At 71.0% G+C, this 6,910-nt stretch carries 6 protein-coding genes; 4 read left to right on the top strand and 2 right to left on the bottom strand.

All coding sequences use genetic code 11. The features are described from left to right. Positions 1–461: 461 nt before the first annotated feature. Positions 462–1,640 (top strand): acyl-CoA dehydrogenase family protein, encoded by a 1,179-nt coding sequence (locus B277_RS13850; protein ID WP_040881691.1) that lies wholly within the window; start codon positions 462–464, stop codon positions 1,638–1,640. Between the two features lie 258 nt (positions 1,641–1,898). Here B277_RS13850 and B277_RS13845 read toward each other — a convergent pair whose 3' ends face one another. Continuing rightward, the gene (locus B277_RS13845) at positions 1,899–2,759 is read right to left on the bottom strand and encodes a 3-hydroxybutyryl-CoA dehydrogenase (protein ID WP_007929346.1); all 861 of its coding nucleotides are present in this window, start codon (positions 2,757–2,759) and stop codon (positions 1,899–1,901) included. Positions 2,760–2,848: 89 nt separating this feature from the next. Here B277_RS13845 and B277_RS13840 point away from each other — a divergent pair, with 89 nt between their 5' ends. The 3 genes from B277_RS13840 to B277_RS13830 are packed head-to-tail and all read left to right on the top strand — an operon-like array spanning position 2,849 to position 5,690. Then, positions 2,849–3,586, top strand: coding sequence for a (Fe-S)-binding protein (locus tag B277_RS13840; protein ID WP_040881688.1), 738 nt, complete (start codon positions 2,849–2,851; stop codon positions 3,584–3,586). Continuing rightward, positions 3,583–5,067 carry a LutB/LldF family L-lactate oxidation iron-sulfur protein gene (locus tag B277_RS13835; RefSeq protein WP_007929342.1) on the top strand — a complete coding sequence of 495 codons (1,485 nt, stop codon included), beginning with the start codon at positions 3,583–3,585 and terminating at the stop codon, positions 5,065–5,067. Before B277_RS13840 ends, B277_RS13835 begins: the two co-directional genes overlap by 4 nt. After that, positions 5,064–5,690 (top strand): LutC/YkgG family protein, encoded by a 627-nt coding sequence (locus tag B277_RS13830; protein WP_007929340.1) that lies wholly within the window; start codon positions 5,064–5,066, stop codon positions 5,688–5,690. Before B277_RS13835 ends, B277_RS13830 begins: the two co-directional genes overlap by 4 nt. A 78-nt stretch (positions 5,691–5,768) precedes the next feature. Here B277_RS13830 and B277_RS13825 read toward each other — a convergent pair whose 3' ends face one another. Further along, on the bottom strand, positions 5,769–6,662 hold the full coding sequence (locus tag B277_RS13825; protein WP_007929338.1) for an LCP family protein: 894 nt from the start codon (positions 6,660–6,662) through the stop codon (positions 5,769–5,771). Between the last annotated feature and the right edge of the window lie 248 nt (positions 6,663–6,910).

The following is a 6,910-nucleotide window of genomic DNA, read 5'->3' as shown; positions in this document are numbered from 1 at the left end:
ATGAAGCGCCCTCAAGGGCAAGGCCATCGAGGTCATCATCTTCGAGCCCGCCCTGACCGACGGAGACCTTCTACGGCTCCCGCGTCATCCGCGACGCCCGCGCCTTCAAGGACGAGGCGGACGTCATCATCGCCAACCGCCGCACCCCTGATCTCGACGACGTCGCCGACAAGGTCTACACCCGCGACCTCTTCGGCACCGACAGCTGACCTTGCTCGGTCGGCTCCGGTCGAAGGGGGGATGGCTGCGCCCGCCGAAGTCCTTCGTGTCGCAGGCATCTCGCCGTGTCGTGACCGACGTCGGCTTGGTGTGCGCAGCCATCCCCTTTCGACCTGCGCGCGGCGGTCCCCCTTCGGCCTGCGCGTGATCGTGACCGTGTGGGCAGGCGACAGACCACGGGGGGGCGTGTTGTCGTTGAACACCTGTGCAAGAGCGAGGTGATGGCCGGTAGCATCACGGCCGTGAGCGCGAACCCAGACTTCGACCTGTTCCGTACCACCGAGGACCACGAGGCGATCCGCGAGGCCGTCAGGGCCGTCGCGGAGGCGAAGATCAAGCCCTTCGCCGCTGCCGTCGACGAGGAGTCCCGGTTCCCGAGCGAGGCCAACCAGGCTCTCATCGCGGCCGACTTCCACGCGGCCCACGTCGCCGAGGAGCACGGCGGCGTCGGCGCGGACGCACTCGCCGTGTGCATCATCATCGAAGAGGTCGCGCGCGTGTGTGCCTCCTCCTCGCTGATCCCCGCCGTCAACAAGCTCGGCTCCATGCCGGTGATCCTCGGCGGGTCCGAGGAGATCAACGCCCGGTACATGCCGCGCCTGGCGAAGGGGGAGGGCTTCAGCTACGGCCTCTCCGAGCGTGAGGCCGGCTCCGACACCGCGGGCATGAAGTGCAAGGCGACCCGCGACGGCGACGACTGGGTGCTCAACGGGCAGAAGGCGTGGATCACCAACGCCGGCGAGTCCGAGCTGTACACCGTCCTCGCGGTCACCGACCCCGACGGCCCTCGCGGCAACAACATCTCCGCCTTCGTCGTCGAGAAGTCGGACGAGGGCTTCGGCTTCTCCGAGAAGGAGCGCAAGCTCGGCATCAAGGGCAGCCCGACGCGCGAGCTGCACTTCGACAACTGCCGCATCCCCGGCGATCGGATCGTCGGTGCCGAGGGCGAGGGCCTGAAGATCGCCCTGCGTACCCTCGACCACACCCGCGTCACCATCGGTGCGCAGGCCGTCGGCATCGCCCAGGGGGCGCTCGACGAGGCGATGGCCTACGTCAAGGAGCGGCAGCAGTTCGGCAAGCACATCGCCGACTTCCAGGGCATCCAGTTCATGCTCGCCGACATGGCGATGGAGCTCGAGGCCGCCCGCCAGATGGTCTACGTCGCCGCGGCCAAGTCCGAGCGCCACGACGCCGACCTGTCCTTCTTCGGTGCCGCCGCCAAGTGCTTCGCCTCGGACGTCGCGATGAAGGTGACGACCGACGCCGTCCAGCTCCTCGGTGGCGCGGGCTACACCCGTGACTTCCCGCTCGAGCGGATGATGCGCGACGCCAAGATCACCCAGATCTACGAGGGCACCAACCAGGTCCAGCGGGTCGTCATGGCGCGCCAACTGCTCAAGGGTCTGCCGACCGCGCGCTGACCTCCCTTCGCCGAGGCCGCATCTCCCTAGGGAAATGCGGCCTCGGCCGGCCAACCCGGCCGCATCTCCCTAGGGGAATGTCACCCGGCCGGCCCGCAGGGTCGCCTCGGCGCACGGGTGGCACCGCGCACGGAAAAGTCCGGACCACTTCACGTCGACGTCGCGTCGCGTGGGCAGTCCGGACTTTTCTGTGATGCGCGCGGGTCCACCCGCACGCCTCGGTCCGTGGAGCGCGCGGGGGCACCCCCACGCCTGGGTCTACTGCTCGTAGGTGTAGAAGCCGCGGCCGGTTTTGCGGCCGAGGAGGTTGGCGTCGACCATGCGCTGCAGGAGCGGCGAGGGAGCGTAGAGCGGCTCCTTGAACTCCTCGTAGAGCGACTCGGCGACGGCCATCGTCGTGTCGAGGCCGATGAGGTCGGCCAGGGCGAGGGGGCCCTGCGGGTGGGCGGCACCCAGGACGAAGCCCTGGTCGATGTCCTCGGCGGTCGCGAAGCCGGACTCGTACATGCGGATCGCGCTGAGGATGAAGGGGATGAGCAGGCTGTTGACGACGAAGCCGGCGCGGTCCTGGCAGGTGATCGCGTGCTTGCCGAGCTCGCCGTCGACGTAGGCGCGGGCCCGCTCGGTCGTCTCCTCCGCCGTCATGAGCGAGGGGACGAGCTCGACGAGCTTGAGCACCGGCACCGGGTTGAAGAAGTGGACGCCCAGGACGTTGGCCGGCCGCTTGGTGACGGTCGCGAGCTTCATGATCGGGATCGAGCTCGTGTTGGACGCGAGGATCGCGTCGGGGGAGGTGACGATCTCGTCGAGCTGCTTGAAGAGGTCGACCTTGGCGCCCTCGTCCTCGACGATGGCCTCGACGACCATGTCGCGGTCGGCGAGCTCACCGAGCTCGGTGACGACCCGGATCCGCTCGAGGACGGCGTCGGCGCGCTCGAGGCGGCCCCGCTCCTCGGCGCGGCGCAGCGACTTCTCCAGGCGGCCTCGTCCGGCGTCGGCCCGCTCCTGGCTCGACTCGACGACGACGACGTCGGAGCCGGCCCGAGCACAGACCTCGGCGATGCCGGCGCCCATGAGGCCGCAACCCACGACCCCGATCTTCTGCAGCGTGTTGTCCATGCGCTCACGGTATCCGGTGTGTGACACCCCTCACTCGCCGGGATCTTGGCATAGCCTGCGAGGGAGGTCACCACCGTCGAGGAGGTCAGATGAGAGTCGCCCTCATGGCCACGTGCATCGGGGACACGATGTTCCCGGACGTCGCGAAGGCCACCGTCCGACTGCTCGAACGGCTGGGGGTGGAGGTCGACGTGCCACCGGCGCAGACCTGCTGCGGCCAGCCGATGATCAACACTGGCTACTTCGACGAGGCCGAGCCCGTCGTGCGGTCCTACGCGAGCACCTTCGCCGACTACGACGCCGTCGTCCTCCCTTCGGGCTCCTGCGCCGGAAGCGTCCGCCACCAGCACGAGATCATCGCGCGGCGCTCCGGCGACGCCGGGCTCGTCGCCGCGGTCGAGCGCCACGGACCTCGTGCCCACGAGCTGTCGCAGTTCCTCGTCGACGTCCTCGGGGTCACCGACGTCGGAGCATCCTTCCCGCACTCGGTCGCCTACCACCCGACCTGTCACTCGCTGCGGATGCTCGGGGTCGGGGACCGGCCACGACGGCTCCTCGAGGCGGTCCGCGGCCTCGAGCTGCGTGAGCTGCCGCAGGAGCGGGAGTGCTGCGGCTTCGGCGGCACCTTCGCCGTGAAGAACGCCGACGTCTCCGCCGCCATGGGGCAGGACAAGGCGGCCCACGCCATCGAGTCGGGCGCCGAGGTGCTCGTCGCCGGGGACTCCTCCTGCCTCATGCAGATCGGCGGCGTCCTCTCCCGGCAGGGGGCGGGCGTGCGCACCATGCACCTCGCCGAGGTGCTCGCCGCGACCGAGGAGGACGCATGAGCGCCGACACGCAGACCACCTTCCTCGGGATGCCTCCCTTCCCGGAGGCTGCTGTCCACGCCCTCGCGGACGAGCAGCTGCGGGCCAACCTCCACCGGGCCACCAGCACCATCCGCGCCAAGCGCGCCGACGTCATCGGCGAGCTCGACGACTGGGAGGGGCTGCGTCAGCGGGCCGCAGACATCAAGGACCGCGCCCTCCACGGGCTCGACGAGCACCTCGTGCAGCTCGAGGAGCAGCTGACCGCCCGCGGCGTCACCGTCCACTGGGCCCGCACGGGGGAGGAGGCCTGCCAGATCGTCGGTGACATCGCCGCCTCCCACGGCGTCGACGAGGTGGTCAAGGTCAAGTCCATGGCCACCCAGGAGATCGAGCTCAACGAGGCCCTCGAGGCCCGCGGCATCTCCGCGTGGGAGACCGACCTCGCCGAGCTCATCGTGCAGCTCGGGCACGACCTGCCGAGCCACATCCTCGTGCCCGCGATCCACCGCAACCGCACCGAGATCCGCGACATCTTCCTCGAGGAGATGGGGCAGGTCGGGCGCCCCGCGCCCGACGACCTCACCGACGACCCGGCGGCCCTCGCCGAGGCCAGCCGGCTCCACCTGCGGGAGAAGTTCCTGCGGGCGAAGGTCGCGGTGTCGGGGGCGAACTTCGCCGTCGCGGAGACGGGGACCCTCGTCGTCGTCGAGTCGGAGGGCAACGGCCGGATGTGCCTGACGCTGCCCGAGGTGCTGGTCAGCGTCGTCGGGATCGAAAAGGTCGTCCCGACGTGGGACGACCTCGACGTCTTCCTCCAGCTGCTCCCGCGCTCGAGCACGGGGGAGCGGATGAACCCTTACACCTCCACGTGGTCCGGGGTGACCGAAGGGGACGGGCCGCAGGAGTGCCACGTCGTCCTCCTCGACAACGGCCGCAGCAGGGCCCTCGCCGACGAGGTCGGCCGGCAGGCGCTGCGCTGCATCCGCTGCTCCGCCTGCCTCAACATCTGCCCGGTGTACGAGCGCACCGGCGGCCACGCCTACGGCTCGGTCTACCCGGGACCGATCGGCGCGATCCTCAACCCCTTGCTCAAGGGCGTGGGGCACAGCGACCAGGTGGACTCCCTCCCCTTCGCCTCCAGCCTGTGCGGTGCCTGCTACGAGGTCTGCCCGGTGAAGATCGACATCCCGACCGTCCTCGTCGACCTGCGCGCGCAGGTCGTCGACGCCCACCGGGACGACCGCGTCCCGAAGCCCGAGGCGGCCGCGATGAAGGCGACCGCCTGGGCCTTCGCCGATGCGCGCCGGCTCGCCCTCGGGCAGCGCGCGAGCGGTCTCGCCGGGCGGGTCCTCAGCCGCGTGAGCCGGCGCGAGAACGCCGCCGGCCGAGCGGTGCTCGGCTGGCTGCCCTCCGTGGGGCGCCAGTGGACGCAGGCGCGGGACATACCCGTCCCACCTCGGCAGTCCTTCCGGCAGTGGTGGCAGGGGAGGTCGCGATGAGCGCCGCACGTGAGGAGATCCTGGCGGCGGTGTGCGAGGCGGTCCGCGGTGCCGAGCCGATCCCCGCCGCGGAGGCGCAGCCGACCCTGCCGCCGGTCGACCGCGCCCAGGTGCTCGACCGCTTCGCCGAGCTGGTGAGCGACTACCGGGCCACCGTCGTGCGCTGCCGTGCCTCCGAGGTGCCCGTGCAGGTGCTCTCCGCCCTGCGCGGAGCCGAGCGGGTCATCGTGCCCGACGGGGTCCCGGGCGCCGTCCGTGAGGCCGTCGTCGACCGGCTGGGGCAGGACGCCGTGTCGACGGGCGACGCCGACGACCACGGGATCGAGGGCTTCGACAGCGTCGTCACCACGTGTGCGGCCGGCATCGCCGCGACCGGCACCGTGGTCCTCGACCACGCCGAGGGCCAGGGCCGTCGAGCCCTCACCCTGTTGCCCGACCGGCACGTCGTCATCGTGCGGGCGAGTCAGGTCGTGCCCGACGTCCCGCACGCCGTCCGTCGCCTGGACCCGCAGCGCCCGCAGACGTGGATCAGCGGGCCGAGCGCGACGAGCGACATCGAGCTCAGTCGTGTCGAGGGTGTCCATGGCCCGCGCACCCTCGTGGTACTGCTCGTCGAGGACTGAGGGAGCGCCCTTCGAGACGGCCGCGGGGCGGCCTCCTCAGGGAGCCGTCAGGGGTCGCGCGGCCTCCTCAGGGAGCTGTCAGCCGTCGCCCGGCTCGACCGTGATCGGCCGGTCGGCGCGCAGGTCCTCGAAGAGCTTCGTCGACTGGGCCTCGTCCCACTGGACCGCGGAGCCGACGCTGGTCGGCAGGTTGTTGTTGGCGACGGGCACGGTGACGGAGTTGCCGTCCCCCTTCGCGATGCTGCGGAAGGCCCACATCGCCCGCGCGGTGCCCAGCAGCGAGTCGTCCTCGCCGACGGTCAGCGCGCCCGCCGTCTCGGTGCCGAGGGAGTGGACCTTCCACGGCTGGAGCATCGTGCTGGGGGTGGCGATCTTGCCCATGAGCGCACCGAGGAACTCCCGTTGCCGCTTGGCGCGACCGAGGTCGCCCTCGGGGTCGGAGTAGCGGGCGCGCACGTAGCCGAGGGCGTTCTTGCCGTCGAGGACCTGGCAGCCCTTCTTGAGGTTGATGTGCGCCTTCTCGTCGTTCATGTCGTTCTTGACGCAGATGTTGACGCCGCCGACGGCGTCGACGACGGTCGCGAAGCCGCCGAAGCCGATCTCCATGTAGCCGTCGATCTTCAGCCCGGTGTTGTGCTCGATCGTCTGCGCGAGCAGCTTGGCGCCGCCGATGCTGAAGGAGGCGTTGATCTTGTTCATCCCGTTGCCGGGGATCTCCACGTAGGAGTCGCGCGGGATCGACAGGAGGGTCGACTCCCCGCCGCCGGTGTGCAGGACGAGGATCGAGTCGGTGCGGGCGCCTCCGGTGTCGTGACCGGTGCCGAGCCGGTTGCGCTCCTCGGGGGTCATGCCGTCGCGGGCGTCGCTGCCGACGAGCAGGACGTTGCGCCCTTCGCTCGACGGCCGGTCACCCTCGGGGGTGGCATCGACGCGGCCGACCTCGCTCCACGCGGAGTTGACGGCCCAGGCCATGCTGCCGCCCCACAGCAGCAGGACGAGGACGAAGGCGCCGAAGGTCCGCAGCGGGTTGCGTCGGCGCGGCTTGGGGCCCCCTGGCGCGGGCGCGCATCCGGGCCACCCGGACCGCCGGGCCGGCGGGGTCCGCCGTCACGCGGGGGAGCAGGTCGACGTGGCGTGGCGGCCTGCTCCGGGTCAGGGCGCGAAGGGGGCGTCCCCGCCGGCATGACGCGGGTGCGGGGCTCGTCGGTGGTCCGGCGAGG

Source organism: Janibacter hoylei PVAS-1, assembly GCF_000297495.1.
Classification (GTDB): Bacteria; Actinomycetota; Actinomycetes; order Actinomycetales; family Dermatophilaceae; genus Janibacter; species Janibacter hoylei.
The sequence above is the reverse complement of the archived record's forward strand: the minus strand, read 5'-3'. Positions and strand labels throughout refer to the sequence as shown.